At 61.5% G+C, this 18,391-nt stretch carries 15 protein-coding genes; 12 read left to right on the forward strand and 3 right to left on the reverse strand.

Annotation, left to right across the window (positions count from 1 at the left end):
- Positions 1-8: 8 nt before the first annotated feature.
- Complete coding sequence (locus AC3WJP_RS02910; protein ID WP_493719729.1) at positions 9-1,028, forward strand: carbon-nitrogen hydrolase family protein; 1,020 nt, start codon at positions 9-11, stop codon at positions 1,026-1,028.
- A 63-nt stretch (positions 1,029-1,091) separates the two neighbouring features.
- On the opposite strand, the gene AC3WJP_RS02915 is transcribed toward AC3WJP_RS02910, so the two are convergent.
- The gene (locus tag AC3WJP_RS02915; RefSeq protein ID WP_493719730.1) at positions 1,092-2,339 is read right to left on the reverse strand and encodes an OprD family porin; all 1,248 of its coding nucleotides are present in this window, start codon (positions 2,337-2,339) and stop codon (positions 1,092-1,094) included.
- A 100-nt stretch (positions 2,340-2,439) separates the two neighbouring features.
- Positions 2,440-3,789 (reverse strand): MFS transporter, encoded by a 1,350-nt coding sequence (locus AC3WJP_RS02920; RefSeq protein WP_493719731.1) that lies wholly within the window; start codon positions 3,787-3,789, stop codon positions 2,440-2,442.
- A 138-nt stretch (positions 3,790-3,927) separates the two neighbouring features.
- Between AC3WJP_RS02920 and AC3WJP_RS02925 the strand changes: the two genes are divergently transcribed.
- From AC3WJP_RS02925 to mdlD, 5 genes are all read left to right on the forward strand, one after another.
- Positions 3,928-4,818, forward strand: coding sequence for a LysR family transcriptional regulator (locus AC3WJP_RS02925; protein ID WP_493719732.1), 891 nt, complete (start codon positions 3,928-3,930; stop codon positions 4,816-4,818).
- Between the two features lie 119 nt (positions 4,819-4,937).
- Entirely contained in the window at positions 4,938-6,524 is a 1,587-nt protein-coding gene (gene mdlC / locus AC3WJP_RS02930) for a benzoylformate decarboxylase (RefSeq protein WP_493719733.1), read from the forward strand.
- A gap of 12 nt (positions 6,525-6,536) precedes the next feature.
- Positions 6,537-7,727, forward strand: coding sequence for an alpha-hydroxy-acid oxidizing protein (locus AC3WJP_RS02935; RefSeq protein ID WP_493719734.1), 1,191 nt, complete (start codon positions 6,537-6,539; stop codon positions 7,725-7,727).
- Between the two features lie 4 nt (positions 7,728-7,731).
- On the forward strand, positions 7,732-8,811 hold the full coding sequence (locus tag AC3WJP_RS02940) for an enolase C-terminal domain-like protein (RefSeq protein WP_493719735.1): 1,080 nt from the start codon (positions 7,732-7,734) through the stop codon (positions 8,809-8,811).
- A gap of 91 nt (positions 8,812-8,902) precedes the next feature.
- Positions 8,903-10,219 (forward strand): NAD(P)-dependent benzaldehyde dehydrogenase MdlD, encoded by a 1,317-nt coding sequence (mdlD, locus tag AC3WJP_RS02945; RefSeq protein ID WP_493719736.1) that lies wholly within the window; start codon positions 8,903-8,905, stop codon positions 10,217-10,219.
- A gap of 3 nt (positions 10,220-10,222) precedes the next feature.
- Here the strand turns inward: mdlD and AC3WJP_RS02950 are convergent, their stop codons facing one another.
- Positions 10,223-11,464, reverse strand: a complete 1,242-nt coding sequence (locus tag AC3WJP_RS02950; protein WP_493719737.1) for an NAD(P)/FAD-dependent oxidoreductase — start codon at positions 11,462-11,464, stop codon at positions 10,223-10,225.
- 334 nt (positions 11,465-11,798) lie between these two features.
- Between AC3WJP_RS02950 and AC3WJP_RS02955 the strand changes: the two genes are divergently transcribed.
- The 6 genes from AC3WJP_RS02955 to AC3WJP_RS02980 are packed head-to-tail and all read left to right on the forward strand — an operon-like array spanning position 11,799 to position 18,391.
- The gene (locus AC3WJP_RS02955; RefSeq protein WP_493719738.1) at positions 11,799-13,028 is read left to right on the forward strand and encodes an OprD family outer membrane porin; all 1,230 of its coding nucleotides are present in this window, start codon (positions 11,799-11,801) and stop codon (positions 13,026-13,028) included.
- Complete coding sequence (locus AC3WJP_RS02960; RefSeq protein ID WP_493719739.1) at positions 13,025-14,578, forward strand: ABC transporter substrate-binding protein; 1,554 nt, start codon at positions 13,025-13,027, stop codon at positions 14,576-14,578. Before AC3WJP_RS02955 ends, AC3WJP_RS02960 begins: the two co-directional genes overlap by 4 nt.
- Before the next feature lie 23 nt (positions 14,579-14,601).
- A complete protein-coding gene (locus AC3WJP_RS02965; protein ID WP_493719740.1) occupies positions 14,602-15,489 on the forward strand; it encodes a dihydrodipicolinate synthase family protein in 888 nt (295 codons plus the stop codon).
- Positions 15,479-16,453 carry a nucleoside hydrolase gene (locus tag AC3WJP_RS02970; protein WP_493719741.1) on the forward strand — a complete coding sequence of 325 codons (975 nt, stop codon included), beginning with the start codon at positions 15,479-15,481 and terminating at the stop codon, positions 16,451-16,453. Before AC3WJP_RS02965 ends, AC3WJP_RS02970 begins: the two co-directional genes overlap by 11 nt.
- 1 nt (position 16,454) lies before the next feature.
- Positions 16,455-17,411: a nucleoside hydrolase gene (locus AC3WJP_RS02975; RefSeq protein ID WP_493719742.1), complete on the forward strand. Its 957-nt coding sequence runs from the start codon at positions 16,455-16,457 to the stop codon at positions 17,409-17,411.
- Positions 17,412-17,413: 2 nt separating this feature from the next.
- Positions 17,414-18,391 (forward strand): ABC transporter permease, encoded by a 978-nt coding sequence (locus tag AC3WJP_RS02980; RefSeq protein ID WP_493719743.1) that lies wholly within the window; start codon positions 17,414-17,416, stop codon positions 18,389-18,391.

Genomic DNA, 18,391 nt, shown 5'->3' on the forward strand with positions numbered 1-18,391 from the left:
TATCGATCATGACGGTTCAACAACGTTACAAGGTCGCCGCGGTACAAGCTGCGCCAGCCTTTCTAGATGTGGAAAAAAGCATCGACAAAGCCATCGAGCTGATTGCTCAGGCCGCCGATCAAGGCGCCTCGCTGATCGCGTTTCCAGAAGTGTGGATCCCTGGCTACCCATGGTGGATCTGGACCGAGGCGCCGGCCAGCGGCATGCGCTTCGTACAGCGCTATTTCGGGAACGCGTTGGAGGTCGACAGTGAGTCTTTTCAACGCCTGGGTCGCGCAGCGCTGCGATACCACATTCATCTGGTGATGGGGTATGTCGAGCGCAGCGGGGGAAGCCTTTATCTGTCGCAGGCCATCTTCAACGACCAGGGTCAGTTGGTCGGTAACCGACGCAAGCTCAAGCCCACCCACGTCGAGCGCTCGGTTTTTGGCGAAGGGGATGGTAGCGACCTGGCGGTTTACCCTACTGCATTGGGCCGTCTGGGCGCGCTCAATTGCGCGGAGCATCTGCAGCCGTTGTCCAAATTCGCGATGTACGCCCAACACGAGCAGGTGCATGTTGCCGCATGGCCAAGCTTCTCGGTCTATCGTGGGGCCGCGTTCCAGCTCAGCGCAGCCGCCAACAATGCCGCCTCGCAAGTCTATGCGCTTGAAGGTCAGTGCTTCGTGCTGGCACCGTGCGCCATTGTCGATAAGGCTATGCTGGAGTTGCTGGTCGACAGCCCGGAAAAATCCGCGCTGCTGCGCGAAGGCGGCGGCTTTGCCATGATCTACGGTCCCGACGGCGCGCCATTATGCGAGCCCATCCCGGAAACCGAAGAAGGCATCCTGTACGCAGACATCGACCTGGGCGCAATCAGCGTTGCGAAAGCGGCCCTGGACCCGGTGGGCCACTACGCCAGACCCGACGTGCTGCAGTTGATGGTCGACCGTACTGCGCGACGGCCGTTGCTGACGCGAAACACCGAGCAGGCCGCGCCGCTGCTAGCGGCGAAGCTCATCGTCGACGAGCCCGACGCTGACGATTGAGCGACAAAGCAGGCCCTGGCGCCAGCTTTGTCGGTCCTGTGGGCACTGAGGGGCAGCGCTTGCCTAAAACAGTTTCCAGGTGTAAGTCGCGATCAAACGGTTTTCATCGAACTCTGCCCCATAGCGTGCCTGGGTCGCTATATGCCTTGCCTCAAGGCCAAGCCCCTGCAGCGGACCACTCTGCACGACATAATTGAGGGTGATGTTCCCTTCGCTCTCGACGTTGTCCTGCAGATTGGCGCCGCGCTTGATGTCAGTGCCACGCAGGTAGCGCAGCATCAGTTTGAGGCCGGGGACTCCCATGGCCACGAAGTCATAGTCATAACGAGCTTGCCACGATCGCTCCTGGGCCTTGTAAAAGCCCAGTACCGACCAATTGACCAGGTACTGCGCGGGCACATAGCCGTTGAGCAACGGGAACGCATCCTCGCCGTACATGCGCTGGTAGCCCAGGGTGTAGGTGGCCGCGCCCTTGCGCAGGGCGGTCATCACCCCCAGCGACCGATTATCGACGCGGCCGGCCACTTGCTGACCGTCTTCACTGTTGTGGTAGTACCGAACATCGCTCTTGAGGCTATACCCGGCGCCCAGATCGGTGGTTTGCGCCAGGCCAAGATAGTGCTGCTGATAGATGTCCTGCAGGCGGCTGTAGTAATAAGTGCCATTGAAGGTCGGGCTGAAGTCGTACCGCGCGCCTGCGAAATCAAGCCCGTCACTGTGCTGCGCAGGGCTGCGCCCGAACAGGTAAATGTCTTCCTGATTGGTAGACTCCCGCGTGGCGATCTTCCAGAACCGCCCGGCGTTGAGGGTCAGCTTGTCCCATTCACGGGACTCGACTGTCGCCCCTTGATAGGTCGTCATCAGCTGCCGGGAGTCGTCGGTGTAGGCCACCGGCAAGGTTGGCCGGTGCTCGCCCACCCGCAGCTCGGTCTTGGAGGCTCGCACTTTAGCCGTAACACCGGATCGACCGTAGTCATGTACGGGCTCGCCTTTGCTGGCGTCGTAGGGCAGAACGCTGTCGGGGCCACGCCCCCCTCCGCCATCCAGGCGATAGGCGAACTGGGTGCTGGCCTCAAGGCCGAACTGCACCGGTCCGTCGGTGTAACCGGAGCGGTACTTGAGGTCAAAGCCTTGGCTCCAGCTCCCGACCCGGGATTTAGGTGCATCCCGTTGCTTGAAGTCACGGTCGACGTAAAAGTTGCGCAAGCCCAAGGTCATCTGGCTATCGGTGAAAAAGTCTGCACGTGCCGTGGGGCCCAGGCACAAGCTGACCATGGCACTCACTGCGCCGTAGCGTACGGACGGTTTCATGTCCTACTCCTGTTGCGATCTTGTTGTTGTTTTATAAGCAGCAGCAAACGCCCAGGCCTGGCTGCCCGTCATGGACTGACGGCGCGGCCGGCTGGCACCCTTATAGACCTTGCTGGGGTCGAGCTCGAGAGGTCGCGGTCGCCATTGAGGGACGGTAGGCCACCAGGAGTACGGCGAAGACGGCCACCACTGCTGGCGCAGCGAAGACGATGAAGTTCTGCTCGAACGGCAGACCCAGACTGAGCAGCAAGCCGCCTACCAGAGGCCCTGTAACGGCGCCGCACCGCCCCACCGCCGCAGCCATGCTAACCCCGGTAGAGCGCACGTGGGCAGGGTATAGGTCAGCCGCCAGGGTATGCACCACCGACAGGCACCCCACCGTGGAACCGCCAGCTAGCAACAGCAGGGCGTAAAGCGTCGTCATGTCTGGGCGAATGCCGAGCAACGAGATCGACAGCGCCGCCAGCGCGAAGAACAGGACGAGGGTCTTTTTGCAGCCCCACCGGTCCGCGATCACGCCACTGATCAAGGTGCCTATCAGCGAACCGACGTTCATCACCACCAAAAAGACGATACTGGAACCCAACGGATAACCGCCGCTGCTCATCAGCTTGGGCAGCCAGGTATTCAACCCGTAGACCATCAACATGCACATGCCGAAGCCCAGCCAAAGCATCAACGTACTCAACGCGCGAGCATCGTCGAACAAGACCACCAGCGAGGTTTTTCCGGCAGCCCCCTGTTCGGTAGTATCCAACAGGTAGATGACCTCACCCTCGGGCTTGTGTTCGGTATTGATACGGCGCAGCACGGCGTCCACTTCGGCTTGGCGGTCGCGTTGCAGCAAGTAGGCGACCGACTCGGGAAGAGTCTTGTAGAGCAACGGCAATGCGAGCAATGACAGCCCGGCGAGATAGAACGGCGAGTGCCAGCCTGCCATGGGGATCAGATAGATGCCGGCCAGCCCCGACAGCAGCCCGCCCACAGCGAAAAAACTGAGCATCAAGTTGATCAGCCGATTACGGCATGACCCAGGCGACATTTCCTTGAGAATGGTCACCAGATTGGGTACCACACCGCCAAGCCCGGCACCGGTCAGGAAACGACACGTTGCAAAACTGCCAGGCCCGGTTGCAAACGCGTTGGCCAGCGCCGCCAGACTGAACAGCGCCACGCAAAACAGGATCATACGGCGTCGCCCGAAGCGGTCCGCCTGGGTACCCAGTGTAACGGCGCCAAACATCATGCCGGCCATCGAACTGGCACCTAGCACACCGGCTTCACCTGGAGTCAGGGACCACTCACTCATCACATGGGGCAGGACCGACCCATAAATGACCAGGTCATAGCCATCGAACATCATGATGAACGAACACCAGAACACCAGGAGGTAATGGAAGGAATTGAGCCGCGCAGCATTGACGACTTCAGACGCATAGATCGCACGCATGGGAGGTACTCTTATTATTGTCGGTGCAGGCCTGGCGCAGTGGGCAGGTTCCTGTTCGCCGACAATATGGATACACTCCGGATAGATCAAATAGATATTTTTTTGTTACAACTATAAATACAGGCTATACGGATAATCATGATCGATCTCAATCTGGTCCGCGTGTTCGTCACTATTTTCGAAACCGGCAGCGTCAGTGGCGCCGCCGATCGCCTACATGTGACCCAACCCTCGGTGAGCTATGCGCTGGCACGCCTGCGCGACCTCCTGAACGATCCACTGTTCAAGCGCAGCCGCGATGGCATGCAACCGACTTTCCTGGCCACTCAGCTCTACGCCAAGTTTCGCTATTCGCTCTCGGAAATAGAGCGCGCCATTGCCCAGACCAGCCACTTCGACCCGCGGGTATCCTCGCGAGCCTTTCGTCTGGCGTTGACCGATCTGGGTGAGGTGTATTTCCTGCCCTATATCCTGCAGGCGCTGCAAAAGCACGCGCCCCAGGCCGAACTGGAAATCATCCAGATCGAAATCACCAGGCTGGGCGAGTGGCTGAAAACCGGCAAGATCGATGCTGCGATCTGCAACCGTAGTGAGTCTCCCCTGGACGCCAACTGCGATCTGATTTTCCATGAGCGTTATGTTTGCCTGGTCGCAGAAAACCATCCGCGCATAGGCGCCAGCATGACCCTCGAACAATACCTGGACGAACGCCACGCGGTGGTCTCCGAAGGGACTGGCCATCACGTCGTTGAAGACCGCTTGCGCGAGGCTGGCCTGGAACGCCAAGTGCGCCTACGCGTGCCGCATTTCAGCGTGCTGCCCGAGGTGGTGTCGAGCAGCGCTTTACTGGTGACGCTACCCTCTCGGGTCGCGCATATGTTCGCGTCACGCAGCGCCACCAGGGTGGTCGACCTCCCCCTGCCTGTCCCTCCCATCGAGATCAGCCTGCAATGGCACGACCACGACAGCGATATCCTGGCGCAGCGTTGGTTTTGCGGACTATTGAAAGAAACACTGAAGGACCTATGAGCCAATCACCTCACGCACAAAAATAGATAATTCGTATATTTATCAGAAATACCATCTATTTGATCTATTCAAGTTCTGCTCTTACCGTAGGGGCAGAAACCTTGAACGAGATCACTGCAATGACGACTGTGCACGCCACGAGTTACGACCTGCTACGCAAGCAAGGCATCACTACGGTTTTCGGCAACCCCGGCTCCAACGAGCTGCCGTTCCTCAAAGACTTTCCCAAAGACTTCACCTACATCCTCGGCTTGCAGGAAGCCGTGGTAGTAGGCATTGCAGACGGCTACGCCCAGGCCACCGGTATCCCCGCGTTCGTCAACCTGCACTCCGCCGCGGGCACCGGCAATAGCATGGGGGCGCTGAGCAACGCCTGGAACTCCCATTCGCCACTGATCATCACCGCAGGCCAGCAGACCCGCGCAATGATCGGCGTCGAGGCCTTGCTGACCAACGTTGACGCAACCAGCCTGCCACGCCCCTTGGTCAAGTGGAGCTACGAGCCAGCCAGTGCGCAGGAAGTGCCGCACGCCCTGAGCCGGGCCATTCATATGGCCTCGATGGCGCCTCAAGGTCCCGTATACCTGTCGGTGCCTTATGACGACTGGGCCCGCGAAGCGGACCCGCAGTCGGTGCACCTGCTGGAACGCAAGGTGGTCAGCGCCGGTCTGCCTTCCGAGGAACTGCTCAGTGACCTGGTGGCGCAATTGGCCACGGCGCGCAACCCGGTGCTGGTGCTGGGCCCCGACGTGGATGCGGCCAAGGCGAACGATTATTGCGTGGCCCTGGCCGAGCGCCTCAAGGCGCCGGTGTGGGTAGCGCCTTCGGCGCCGCGGTGCCCCTTCCCGACCCGCCACCCGTGCTTCCGCGGGCTGCTGCCAGCCGGCATCGCCGCGATCGGGCGCCTGCTCGGCGAGCACGATCTGATCCTGGTACTCGGCGCCCCGGTGTTCCGCTACCACCAGTACGACCCAGGCCAATATCTGGCCGATGGCACCCGTTTGATCTCGATCACCTGTGATCCACTCGAGGCGGCGCGCGCGCCCATGGGCGATGCCATCGTGGGTGACGTCGGTCTGACCGCGCGTGAGCTTGCTTCGCGTGTCAAAGAAGCGCCAGGCCCTCTCCCATCCGCGCTGCCGGCGCCTGAGCCGGTGGTTCAGGGCAGCGGCCGTCTGCGTCCCGAAGTAGTATTCGACACCCTCGACGCAATCGCCCCGGCAGATGCTATCTATCTGAACGAATCGACCTCCACCACCGCACTGATGTGGCAACGGCTGTCGATGCAGAACCAGGGTAGCTACTACTTTGCGGCCGCTGGCGGCCTGGGCTTCTCGATGCCAGCGGCAGTAGGCGTGCAACTGGCCGAGCCGGATCGCCAGGTGATTGCGGTGATCGGCGATGGCTCGGCGAACTACAGCATCAGCGCGCTGTGGACGGCGGTGCAATACAACATCCCGACGATTTTCATCATCATGAACAACGGTACTTACGGCGCCTTGCGCTGGTTCGCCGGCGTGCTGGAAGTCGAAGACGTGCCAGGCCTGGATGTGCCGGGGATCGACTTCTGCGCGCTCGCCAAAGGCTACGGCATGAATGCTGTGAAGGTAGACACCCAAGGCCAGTTGCGCGATGCACTCGCCAGCGCGCTCGCCGCCAAGGCGCCCATCCTGATCGAAGTCAGTACCTTGGCGCCCAACGCTTGAGGAGCCCCGAAAATGCCCAATAACGCCCCCCTCAACATTGCCGACTACCGCGAACTCGCGCGTAAGCGGCTGCCCAAGATGGTTTTCGACTACCTGGAAGGCGGCGCCGAAGACGAAACGGGGATCGCCCATAATCGCAATGTGTTCGAGCAGATCCGTTTCAAGCCCAAGCGCCTGATCGACGTCAGTCGCCGGGACCTGAGCACCCGTGTGATGGGCAAGAAACAGGCGCTGCCGCTGTTGATCGGGCCTACAGGCTTGAATGGCGCACTGTGGCCAAAAGGCGACCTGGCGCTGGCAAAGGCTGCGACCCGCGCCGGTATCCCCTTCGTGCTGTCCACGGCGTCGAACCTCTCTATCGAAGAAGTCGCCAACAGTTGCGATGGCGAACTGTGGTTTCAGCTATACGTCGTGCAGATTGACCTCGCCAAGCAAATGATCCAGCGCGCCTTTGCCAGCGGCTACACCACGCTGGTGCTGACCGCCGATGTGGGCGTCAACGGCTATCGCGAACGGGACCTGCGCAATCGCTTCAAGATGCCCATGAGCTATACCCCCAGCGTGATGCTCGACGGCTGCCTGCACCCACGCTGGTCGCTGGATCTGCTACTGCATGGCATGCCGCAGTTGGCCAACTTCGTCAGCAGTGATGCTTCGAACCTGGAGGTCCAGGCGGCCTTGATGAGCCGCCAGATGGACGCCAGCTTCAACTGGGAGTCGTTCCGCTGGTTGCGTGACCACTGGCCACATACGCTGCTGGTCAAGGGCATCCTCAGTTCCGAAGACGCTGCGCGCTGCATCGCCGAGGGTGCCGACGGCGTGATCCTCTCCAACCACGGCGGACGCCAACTCGATACGGCGATTTCGCCCCTCGAAGTGCTGGCCGAGACAAAACGCCAGGTCAAGGAGCCGGTGTTGATCGACAGTGGCTTCCGCCGTGGCGCCGATATCGTCAAGGCACTGGCCCTGGGCGCCGAAGCCGTTTTGCTGGGGCGCGCCACCTTGTACGCATTGGCGGCCCGGGGCGAGGTCGGTGTCGACCACGCCCTGACCCTGCTCAAGGACGACATCGATCGCACCCTGGCACAAATCGGCTGCCCCTCCATCGCCGCACTGTCGCCCGAGTACCTCCACCAGCCCGCGCCTGTCGAGCCCCTTGCCACTGCTTCAGCGAATCACTCCCTCAGCCAATCAAGAGCGTGAAGAGATGTCTGATATAAAAATCACTGGCCTCACCTCCCGAGCGGTCGACGTTCCGCTCACCTACCCTATTCATACTGCCGTAGGCACGGTGGCCACCGCGCCATTGGTACTGGTGGACCTGCATACCGACGCGGGTGTCACCGGCCACAGTTATCTGTTCGCCTACACCCCCGTGGCGCTCAAGGCGCTCAAGCAGATCCTCGACGACACCGCCGCCCTGGTCATCGGCCAATCGCTGAGCCCCGTCGACATCGAACACCAGCTGAGCAAGCGCTTCTGCCTGCTGGGCTTCACCGGCCTGGTACGGATGGCTGCCGCGGGCATCGACATGGCGGCCTGGGATGCCTTGGCCAAATCGCAGAACCTACCCCTCGCGAAATTGCTCGGGGGCTCGCTAAAGCCCATCCAGAGCTACGACAGCCATAGCATGGACGGCGAACAGCTGGCCACCTCGCGCGCCGTCGACGCGGCCGAAGCCGGGTTCCGCGCAGTCAAGACCAAGATCGGCTATAGCACCCTGGCAGAAGACCTGCGCGTATTACGCAGCATGCGCAAGGCCGTAGGCGAGGACTTCGCCATCATGGTCGATTACAACCAGAGCCTGGACGTACCCGAAGCGATACGTCGCGGCCTGGTACTGCAGCAAGAAGGCGTGAGCTGGATCGAAGAGCCCACCACGCAGTATGACTACGAAGGCCACGCGCAGATCAACGCAGCGCTGCAAGTCCCCATCCAGATGGGCGAAAACTGGTTTGGCGCCGAAGAGATGTTCAAGTCCATCAAGGCCCGCGCCAGCAATCTGGCCATGGCTGACCTGATGAAGATCGGGGGTGTAACAGGCTGGCAACGGGCCTCGGCATTGGCGCAACAGTTCAGCCTGCCGCTTTCGAGCCATCTGTTTCAGGAGTTCAGCGCGCACCTGCTGGCCGTGTCGCCCACGGCACACTGGCTAGAGCGCCTGGACATCGCCGGCGCGGTGCTTGAGCCGACCCTGACCTTCACCAAGGGCAACGCCGTGATCGCCGACCTGCCCGGCGCCGGGATCATCTGGAGAGAGAGCCAGATCGCCAAATACGCTATCTGAGCCCCGCCCCTGGGTGGGGCGGCAGCACTTGTCGCGCGCGTTACAAAGCGCTGCCACCCGCCCCCTTTCGACTCCCTCAAAGAGAGCCACCATGAACTACCCCGCGTCCAGCACCATCGATACCCTGTTCAATCTCCAGAAAGAGTTCTTCGCCACCCGCCAGACTTACGACCTGGAATTTCGCAAAGCCAGCCTGCAACGCTTGAAAGCGGCGGTGCTCAACAACCGTGAGGCACTTTATGCCGCTTTGCAAGAGGACCTCGGTAAGCCACGCGAACACGTCGACCTGGCAGAAATCGGCGAAGTGATCCACGAGATCGATTTCGCCCTTGCGCACCTGGATGAATGGGCTGCCCCACAACAGGTACCGACCCCGGAGATCATCGCCCCGTCGCAGTGCTACATCACTCAGGAGCCCTTTGGCGTGAGCTACATCATCGGGCCGTTCAACTACCCGGTGAACCTGACCCTAACCCCCCTGATCGGCGCCATCGTCGGCGGTAACACTGCGATCCTGAAACCCTCGGAGACCACACCGCACACCTCCCAGGTGCTGGAAAAGATCATCACCGAAGCCTTCGAACCCGAGTACGTCGCCGTGGTACAAGGCGGTCGGGCGCAGAACACCCATCTGCTCAGCCTGCCCTTCGATTTCATCTTCTTCACCGGCAGCCCGAACGTCGGCAAGGTGGTCATGCAGGCCGCAGCGCAGCACCTGACCCCGGTGATTCTGGAGCTGGGTGGCAAATGCCCGCTGATCGTGCTGCCGGACGCCGACCTCGATCAGGTGGTCGAGCAACTGATGTTCGGCAAGTTCATCAATAGCGGCCAGACATGCATCGCGCCGGACTACCTGTATGCCCATGCCAGCGTCAAGGACGCGCTGCTGGGTAAACTGGTGCACGCGGTCAAACGCGATTTACCGGCGCTCGACGCGACCGGCAAGGTGGTCACCGGCAAGCAGGTCACCCGCCTCGAAGGGTTGCTGCAACAGAGCAAAGGCAAGGTACTGGTAGGTGGGCACAGCGACTCCGAACAACGGCTGTTCAGTGCCACGGTAGTCGACCAGGTGGGTTGGGACGATGCGCTCATGGCCGAAGAATTATTCGGGCCGATCCTGCCAGTGCTGAGTTTCGATTCGGTGGGCGAGGCGATCGAGTCGATCAACCGCCATCATGCCAAGCCCCTGGCCGTCTACGTGTTTACCCGTGACACTGAATCGGCCAAGCCGATCATCGACCACATCCAGTCAGGGGATGCACAGGTCAACGGCGTGATGCTCCATGCGTTCTCGCCCTACCTGCCGTTTGGCGGCGTCGGCGCCTCCGGGATGGGGGAATATCACGGGCACTACAGCTTCCTGGCGTTCACGCACAAGAAGTCGGTGCGCATCGTGCCTGGCACCTAGCCCTCAGCCGCGCCCCTTCAACAAGCGGTTCCAATAGAACCACGGTAGAAAACGCGCCTTGAGCCACCACATCGAGCGCCTTGCGACACGGGTATCGAAGGGAAAACTGGGCAGCAGCGCCCCTCCATAACCGAACTCGGCAAGGATCACCTTGCCCTTTTCGACCGTCAGCGGGCACGCACCATAGCCGTCATAAGCCGCAGGCAAGGCCCGCTGCGCGCGAAGTGCAAGGAGATTGGCGCTGACCACGCGGATCTGATTGCGAACGGCCGCAGCAGTCTTCGCATTGCTGGTGCCGCAGGCATCGCCCAGGCCAAACACGTTGGCGTAGGTGACATGCTGCAGGCTGGCAGGATCGACCTTCAACCAGCCAGCATCATCCGCCAGCGGGCTGGCGCTCACACAGTGATGCGGACGCTGTGGTGGCACCACATGCAACATGTCGAAGGGCTTGTCGATGCTGTGTACACCACCGCCCGCCAGCGCTACTTCGAAGGTTGCTATCTGGTTGCGCCCGTCCACAGCGATCAAGCGGCTATTGAGCTGCAGGTCCACACCATACCGAGCGATATAACGGCTGAGCGCAGGGACAAAATGCGCGACCCCGAACAGCACCGCGCCTGCCGAATGGAACTGCGCGTCGACACCCTTGAGCACCCCGCTGCGACGCCAATGATCACAGGCCAGGTACAGGGCTTTCTGCGGCGCTCCGGCGCACTTGATCGGCATGCTCGGCTGCGTGAACAGAGCAGTGCCCTGGCGCAGATCGCGCACCAGCTGCCAGGTATAGGCCGCCAGGTCCGCTCGATAGTTTGAGGCTACGCCATGCTTGCCCAGGCTTTCTTGCAGGCCGGGGATCTCCTCCCATGCCAGCCGCAGGCCAGGGCAGACGATCAGTTGCTGGTATTGAAGCGCACGTTTGCCTTCCAGTTGCACTTGATTGCGCTCTGGTTCGAAGCCAGTGACCTGTGCCTTGATCCACACGGCACCCGCAGGCATCAACGCTGCGGTGCGGCGGCGCAGCGACTCGGGCTTGAACACGCCGGCGCCCACCAGGGTCAGCCCAGGCTGGTAGGTATGGAAATCTGCAGGCTCGATCACCGCGATACGCAAGTGCCCATCAGCCTTGAGCAAATGCGCACTGATACCGATGCCCGCAGCGCCACCGCCGACCACGACGATATCGAACGAGTCAGCCGCCGGCAGCGGTACGGCTGAAGGATGAGGGGTTGTGGATGAAGTCATGTTGGCGTCCCTGGCAAGTTTGAGAAGTGGGCTTTATCCGCCTGAACCCTACAAAACTCCAATAAAAAAACTCGGATAAATCATTAGCAAAACCGATACTAAAACCTCGTCACCGATAAAATATCCAGAACATAAAAATAATTTTCCTTTAAATACATATATTTATAAAATCACAGCCCACAGATCAAATTAAACCCATCGAAAAAGCATAAGCATATTCAAAGCCAATCGTTGGGTCGCCCCGATTGGATTGCTAGTCTCGCCCCCCTTCAAGTGCCAGAGCTCATCAAGAAGCATGTGCACCGTTCTCAATTTGCGACACCGGGGGATTTTCATGCGCAGGATCGTTTGTTCGCTAGTGCTGTGCTCACTCACACCCAGCTTGTATGCCCAAGGCTTTTTCGACGACAGCAAGCTGACGCTCGATAGCAGGATACTGTCCTATAACCGCGACTGGCGCACCGGCACGGGGACCTCGTTCGGGCGCGAAACCGCCTCGCTGACCCAGCTCAAGTTCCAGTCCGGCTATACGCCCGGCCCTGTCGGCTTCGGGCTCGACTTGACCGGCATGGCGGCGGTACGCCTGGATTCGTCAAAGGCTCACTCGGGGGTGTTGCTCAAGCGCGACGACGATAAGGATGCCTACGATTTTGCCGGCAAGGTGATGCCGACCCTCAAGGTCAAGGTATCCAACACAGTTATCAACGCCGGCAGCATGATCAGCTACCTGCCGGTGTTGCTCTACGATGGGGCCGTGTTGCCACAGGTTTACCGCGGCGCCAGGGTGAGCTCGCAAGAGATCCCCGGCCTAACCTTGAACGCCGGCCACTTCACCGAGGTGATGAACCGCAGCACCACGACCTATGAGCCGATCCAACTGGCAACCACCAACGGACGGTACAAGGCCATCGGCAGCCGGGAGAATTTCGACTACGCCGGCGGTGAATACAAGTTCCAGGGGCTGGGCCTGAATACCCGCTATTACTACGCGCGATTCGAAGATGTCTACAATCAGCAGTTCTTCGGCGCGACCAAGGGCTGGGATCTTGCGCAAGGTAATCTGACCGCCGATGTGCGGGTGTTCAACAGCAAGGACGACGGTAACCAGTTGGGCGGCAAGGTCGATAACCTGCTCTACAGTGGTCTGGTCAGCTATGCCGCCGGCGCCCACAAGGTCAGCGCCTCGTATCAGCGTTCGACCGGCGACACCGCCTTCCCGTATATTTCTGGTACCGACCCCTACCTGACCAACTACCAGTTGATCGGCACCTTCAGCGAAATCGGCGAGCGCTCCTGGAAGGGCCAATACGATTACAACTTTCGCAATCTGGGCGTTCCCGGCCTGACCGTCAGCAACATGTACATCAGTGGCGATGGAATCGAACGTGCCGGCTATACCGGGCGCGAGTGGGAACGCAACACCGACACTACCTTCGCCTTCGACTCGCACGGCCCGTTGAAGAATTTCCGCCTGAAGTGGCGTAACGGTACCTACCGATCCAACTTCACCCGTGGCATCGACGAAAACCGCTTCTTCATTTTCTACACGGTAGCGCTCAAATGACCCCGACTCGATTTCTACTGACCGGCCTGTTCGTCGTCACCGCGCTGATCGGCCAGGCCAGCGCCGCCCAGTTGAACGTGGCCTTGGCGGCACCAGCGACCTCCCTCGACCCGCTATTTTATGTCGGCGGTTCGAACAGCGCGCTAGCGCGCAACATCTTCGACCCGCTGATCATTCAGGATGCCAAGCAGAACCTGACACCGGGCCTGGCGCTGTCCTGGAAACCGCTGAGCGACACCGAGTGGGAATTCAAGCTGCGCCCCGGGGTCAAGTTTCACGACGGCTCGGCGTTCGGCGCGCAGGACGTCGCGGCTTCAATTCGCCGCGTCACCCTGGCGGCGCAAAGCAGCCCCAGCTCGTTCCTGCCCTACGTCAAGGACATCACCGACATCCAGGTGGTCGATGAGCTGACCATCCGCTTCAAGACCGCCGCTGCCACACCGCTGCTGCCCAACAACTTGAGCCGGATCAGCATCTTGCCGCGCGGCGAGGAGCACTTCACCACCCAGCAGCTCAATGAAGGCCAAGGCGTCATCGGCACCGGGCCGTTCAGGTTCGTCGGCTGGCAACGTGACGACCATATAGCGCTGGCCCGCAACGACGGCTATTGGGCCGGGCCGGCGCAATGGGACAAGGTCACGCTGCGCTTTATCGCTGCCGACGGTGCGCGCGTATCGGCGGCACTGGCCGGAGATGTCGACGCCATCGAGAGCATTCCGACCCCAGACGTCGCCCGCCTCAAGGCCAACGCCACACTGAACGTGGTGTCGGCGCCGAGCAACCGGGTTCTGTATCTACACCCGGATCAGGACCGCGAGGTCTCGCCATTCGCTGCCGGCCCGGACGGCAAAAACCCGTTGCGCTCGGTCGATGTGCGCCGTGCCATGGCCCTGGCAATCAACCGTGAGGCCTTGATCGCGCGCATGGCTGACGGTCAAGGCACCATCGCCGAGCAACTGGTGCCCAAGGGCTATTTTGGCTGGTCGCCGAACATCCAGCCGATCCCCTACGATCCGGCGCAGGCCAAAGCGCTGTTGAAAAAGGCCGGGCTCGAAAACGGCTTCAAGCTGACCTTTCATGCCTCCAACGACCGCTATCCCAATGATGCCAAGATTGCCCAGGCACTCGGCCAGATGTGGAGCAGGGTCGGCATCCAGACGCAGATCGTCACGCTGCCGGGCAGCGTGTATTTCCCCCAGGCCGCCAAGCGTGAATTCAGCCTGGTAATGGGTGGCGCGGCCATCGAGACCGGCGAAGCCTCCGGCGTGCTCGGGCCGTTGCTGGCGACCTTCGGCCCGCAACGTGGCCAGGGCAACCGTGGTCGTTATTCCAACCCGCATTTCGATCAACTGCTGGACCAGGCGCTGGTCACCCTCGACAACGAAAAACGCGAGGCACTGCTGCGCCAGGCCGGGGAAACCGGGATCAATGACCTTGGTGTGATCCCGTTGTTCTTCATCACCAACAACTGGGCGCTGCGCAAGGGCCTGGCCTACACCGGCCGCGCCGACGGCTACACCCTGCCCTATTACATCCATTCGCAACCCTGATCCTGGCCAAGCTGGAGGCTGATATGTCGCAAGCAGAATTTCATGGCGTTTACCCTTATCTGGTGTCGCCCATCGACGCCAACGGTCGAGTCGATCGCAAGGAGCTGACGCGCCTGGTCGAGCACCTGATAAACAAGGGTGTGCACGGCCTGACCCCGCTGGGCAGTACCGGCGAGTTCGCCTACCTGACCCTCGAGCAACGCTACGAAATCGTCGAAACCGTGGTCGCTGCCGCCGCGGGCCGGGTTCCGGTGATCGCCGGCGTGGCCGCCACCACCACCGTCGACGCAGTGGCCCAGACCGCGCACATGCAGACCCTCGGCGTGCAGGGCATCCTCGCGGTCATGGAGTCGTACTTTCCGGTTGGCGATGCTGGCGTCGAAGCCTATTTCCGCGCCATTGCCGGCGCCACCACGCTACCGGTGGTGCTCTACACCAATCCGCAGTTTCAGCGCTCGGACCTGTCGCTGCCGGTGATCAAGCGCCTGGCCGAAGTGGAGAACATCCGCTACATCAAGGACGCTTCCACCAACACCGGGCGATTGCTGTCGATCATCAACCAGACCCAAGGTCGCTTGAAGGTCTTCGCCGCCTCGGCGCACATCCCGGCCAGCGTCATGCTGATCGGCGGCGTGGGCTGGATGGCCGGCCCGGCGTGTCTGATCCCAGCGCAAAGCGTGCGCTTGTACGAACTGGCCAAGGCCGGGCGCTGGGACGAAGCCATCGTGCTGCAAAAGCAGTTGTGGGAAGTCAACGAAGTGTTCGCCAAGCACAGCCTGGCGGCCTGTATCAAAGGCGGGCTCGAGCTGCAAGGCTTCGCTGTCGGCAAGCCGTTGCTGCCCCAAGCGCCGCTGTCCGATGCCGGGCGCGATGAAGTGCGCGCGCTGCTGGAGCGCATCGATGCCCTGTGATACCGCCATCGGGAACCGCCCGCTGCCGGTGATCATCGATACCGACCCCGGTATCGATGACGCTATCGCCTTGCTGCTGGCACTCGCCGCGCCGGAACTCGAGGTGCTGGCGGTGACCACCGTGGCCGGTAACGCCCCGCTGAGCGTCACCTTCATTAATGCCCGGCAGATCTGTGCGCTGGCCGGGCGTGCCGATATGCCCGTGTACGCAGGCTGCAGCGCGCCGGTGCTGCGCGAGCCGATCCGCGGCAAGTTCAGCGGCAGCGGCGGCCTGGGCAGCCTGAGCCTGCCGGCGCCGACAGCACCGGTGCAGACGCTGCATGCCGTGGACTACCTCATTGAGACATTACTGGCCGCGCGGGCGAACGGCCGCAAGATCACCCTATGCATGTTGGGCCCGGTCACCAATCTGGCGGTGGCGCTGCGCAAGCAGCCGAACATCGTCGAGGGGTTGCAGCAGGTGCTGATCATGGGCGGCGCCGCCCGTGAGGCCGGCAACCGTACCTGCTGCGCCGAATTCAATATTCTCAGCGACCCGCACGCCGCGCACATCGTGTTCAACAGCCGCGTCGACTTGCGGCTGTTCCCTCTCGATGTCACCCACCAGGCCATGACCACTGCCGCGCGCCTGCGCCCTTTGCAGGCGATGCGGGGGACGGTGGCCGATGCGGTGAGCAAACTGTTTGCCGACTGGGACCGCAACGACAGCGCTCGATTCGGCAGCGCAGGCGGCCCGCTGCACGATCCGCTGGTCATCGCCGCGCTGCTGCGCCCAACGCTATTCAGCGGCTACAGCGCCTTTGTCCAGGTCGAACTGTCCTCGCCGCTGACCCTGGGCCAGACAGTGGTCGACCGCTGGAACACCAGCAACCAGCCGCACAACCTCCATATCGCCGACACCGTCGACGCCGACGGTTTCTTTGAACTGCTGTGGCAAAGACTCTCCAGCTACCACGAAGACTGACATGACCCTCAAGAACATCATCATTGACACAGACCCTGGCATCGACGACGCCGTCGCTATCCTGTTGGCACTGGCCAGCCCTGAACTTCAGGTACTGGGCATCACCACGGTAGCGGGCAACGTCAGCGCACCGGCAACCGCCAACAATGCCTGCAAGATCCGCGAACTGGCGCGACGGCCAGAGGTGCCGGTGCTGCAGGGCGCCGCCGGGCCGATGATCCGCCAGCAGATCTATGGCAAATACACCGACCACGACGGCCTGGGTGCCGACGTGCTGCCAACCCCGCAACAGGGACCGGACGCCGAACACTCAGTCAGCTTCCTGCTGCGTCAATCCCGCGAAGCCAGGCTGCGCAACGAGAAGATCACCCTGTGCTGCATGGGGCCCTTGACCAATGTTGCCTTGGCGATTGCCCAGGATTGCGAGTGGGCCGCCGGCATCGAAGAGGTGGTGATGATGGGGGGTGCCTTCGGGGCCATGGGCAACCGTGTGCCATGGGCCGAATTCAACGTGCTGGCCGACCCGCACGCGGCGCACATTCTGTTCAAATCCGGCCTGCACATTCGCTTGCTGCCGCTGGACCTGACCTTCAAGGTGCTGGTCACCGAACAGCGCCTGCAGCGTATCGCCGCTTTGCCCGGCCACGTGGCCGCCAAGGTCGTGCAACTGCTGACAGCCTACGACCGCAATGACCCCAAGCGCCTCGGCTGCCTGGGCGGCCCGCTGCACGATCCAGTGGTGATCGCCGCGGTGCTCGCCCCGCAGTTGTTCGAGCAACAGCATGTGGCAGTCGGCGTCGAAATCCATAGCCCGACGACCTTGGGCCACACCTATGCCGACTTCTACGGCAAGCTGGACAGCACACCGAACATCCATGTGCAAACCGACATCGACGTCGACGCCTTCTTCGACTTGCTGATCGAGCGCCTCGGTCGCTATGGCCAGCTGGGAGACTAACGGTGCTGGCATTCATCATTCGTCGCCTGCTGCAAAGCGCCGTGGTGCTGTTGGCCATGTCGCTGGTGATATTTTTCGGTGTCTACGGCATCGGTAACCCGGTCGATCTGCTGATCAGCCCGGATGCCGACGCTATCGAACGCGCCCGCGTGATCAGCAGCTTCGGCCTCGATCAGCCGGTGTGGTGGCAGTATTGGCTATTCCTGAAAAACGCCATGGCGGGCGACATGGGCCGTTCATTCGTGTACGGCTCGCCGGCCTTGGGGCTGATCCTCGAGCGCCTGCCGGCGACCCTGGAATTGGCCGGCATCGCGCTGGTGATCGCAGTCGGCGTCGGGGTGCCGTTCGGCTTGTGGGCCGGCTTGCGGTCGCACACCTTCGCCGGCAAATCGATCATGACGGTGTCCATTCTGGGCTTCTCGCTGCCGACATTCTGGGTCGGCCTGATGATGATCATGTTGTTCTCGGTCAAGCTCGGCTGGCTGCCCACCAGCGGCCGTGGCCAGACCGCCGAGTGGCTGGGCATCACCAGCAGCCTATTCACCCTCGACGGCTTGCGCCACCTGGCCATGCCGGCGGTCAACCTGGCGCTGTTCGACATCGCGTTGATCATTCGTCTGACCCGCTCCGGTACCCGCGAAGTTCTGCTGCAGGACTACATCAAGTTCTCGCGGGCCAAGGGCTTGAGCGAGGGGCGCATCGTTGGTGTACACGTGCTCAAGAACATCCTGATCCCGATCGTCACCGTGTGCGCCTTGCAATTCGGCGCCACCTTGGCGTTCTCGATCGTCACCGAATCGATCTTCGCCTGGCCAGGCATGGGCAAGTTGTTGGTGGATTCGATTCGTGCGCTTGACCGGCCGGTGATCGTAGCGTTTCTGTCGCTGATTGTCGGGCTGTTCATCGCCATCAACCTGTTGGTCGACCTGCTGTATTGCCTGCTCGATCCACGGGTGCGCCTGACCGAGAGCAAGGGGTAG

This window comes from Pseudomonas sp. GW821-FHT01A09, from assembly GCF_058986725.1.